This is a genomic window from Providencia sp. PROV122 (assembly GCF_028482365.1).
Lineage (GTDB): Bacteria > Pseudomonadota > Gammaproteobacteria > Enterobacterales > Enterobacteriaceae > Providencia > Providencia stuartii.
On sequence record NZ_JAMPQI010000064.1, the window covers coordinates 1 to 1,700 of the forward strand.

A 1,700-nucleotide genomic window follows, 5' to 3' on the forward strand; every position below is an offset into this window, starting at 1 on the left:
GGCTGGTATTTAATGAGAACGTGACAAGCGCCTCTCACGTTGCTATGATTGGATTGCGACTTCTAATCGTAGCAGCGAATGCACCGATTTAGAGTACCAAAGCCCTGTGATACTGTCACGGGGCTTTTGTACATCTGTAGGTTAGAAATTTATTAAGTAATCTAAAAATGGCTACGTATAAGACCCATTATGTTAAACGGGCAAGTTAACTTGCTAAAACCGCCCATTCATCCCCATAAAAGCCCCTCAAATCGATTTTAAGACACGATCACCCTATCAAACACCCAAATCTACACTGAAAGTTTAGAACGGTTTTGCGAGCTTCTGGGTGCGTTTTTAACATCATTTGATTAGCAACGAGATCTTACCGTTAACCCTCAAAACAATTACTTTCATTTTGCCACTAATGAAACGGTGAACGGGCAGATAAAATTTTTATCTGGCTGTGAATCGTTGGACAAGCGCAGCGCGTCAGAAAAAGACTCGTAGAGGCTTCGGGGTATCAGGGGAGAGCCCCCTGAGTACGCGACGGTAATAAACGGTAAAAATGTCCCCATTTTGTCCCCGTTTGTGTATCGTCGCCCTCGTGCCTGTAATTTTGTATTTGGAGATATTTTTAACAAACCAATTAAAAACGCATAGGTAACACACCTTAGAGCCTTGTACGTCAACGTTTTTAGACAACGAGAAAAAAGGGGAATTAATGGCGGAGAGCAAAAAAACAACAACGGTGAGCTTTAGAATTGAAGATGATCTCAAAGATAAACTTCAAATCATTGCTGAACGAGAAAATAAAACTATCACCAACAAAGCACGTGAAATCCTCGCTGAATCACTCCATCTTTCACCGAGAAAAACGCTCACAGAACGTTTACAGGATGATGTCACCCGTATTGACCAAGAACTGCGCCACAACCTCCGAAAATGGAACTTAGAAGTCAATCATCAACTCAGCACGCTTAACGCCAGTCAAAAACTTCTGAATGATTTCAGTGAACGATACTCACATTTAAGGCAAGAACTGGATGATGAAAAAAAACGACATCAAAAAACACAACAAAAGCTGACTCGCTGGACGATAACCTTTTTCCTAACCGTTCTGCTCAGTAATGCACTTATCATCACATTAATTTTATTTTTTAGGTGATCGGGATGGAAAAAAAAGAATTAGAGAGACTTGAAAAACATATCGCCGATGCTATCAGACAATCGGGGATCAAACCTGTAAGAGAATCGCTCAATAAAACTATTTTTTTACTAACCTTTGGTGGACTCAAAAGTATGCAAAAAGTTTTTGATGAAGCCTTTGATGAAATTACCGAAGCCAGAAAATACCGCTCATGGCAACGCATAACGGATTGTTTAAATGAGCATACACTCCTTGATTTGAGCGTGCTTACGGTAAAAACCATGTACAAACGCGCCAAGAAAAAACGGAGAAATAATAAAACGGAGTGACCGAGTACAAATCAGCATCAGATGCACTTCCGCTTCCTCGATGAAAAATAAATTTTCATCTTGCGGCGAGCGTTGCGGATTCAATTTGTGAGGATTATCAGGCTTCAGATGTAACAAAGCCCCGTGACAGGGTCATGGGGCTCTGGTACTCTAAATCGGTGCATTCATTGCTACGATTTCGATGTGGTAATCCAATCTTAGCAATGGGAAGCTAGCTTGTCACTACTTCCTTAAAACCATTC

At 40.9% G+C, this 1,700-nt stretch carries 2 protein-coding genes; both read left to right on the plus strand.

All coding sequences use genetic code 11. The features are described 5' to 3' along the window. The first annotated feature begins 703 nt into the window (after positions 1-703). Positions 704-1,147, plus strand: a complete 444-nt coding sequence (locus PSE69_RS19585) for a hypothetical protein (RefSeq protein WP_108479727.1) — start codon at positions 704-706, stop codon at positions 1,145-1,147. Between the two features lie 5 nt (positions 1,148-1,152). Next, positions 1,153-1,458 carry a hypothetical protein gene (locus PSE69_RS19590; protein WP_272675340.1) on the plus strand — a complete coding sequence of 102 codons (306 nt, stop codon included), beginning with the start codon at positions 1,153-1,155 and terminating at the stop codon, positions 1,456-1,458. Positions 1,459-1,700: the final 242 nt, after the last annotated feature.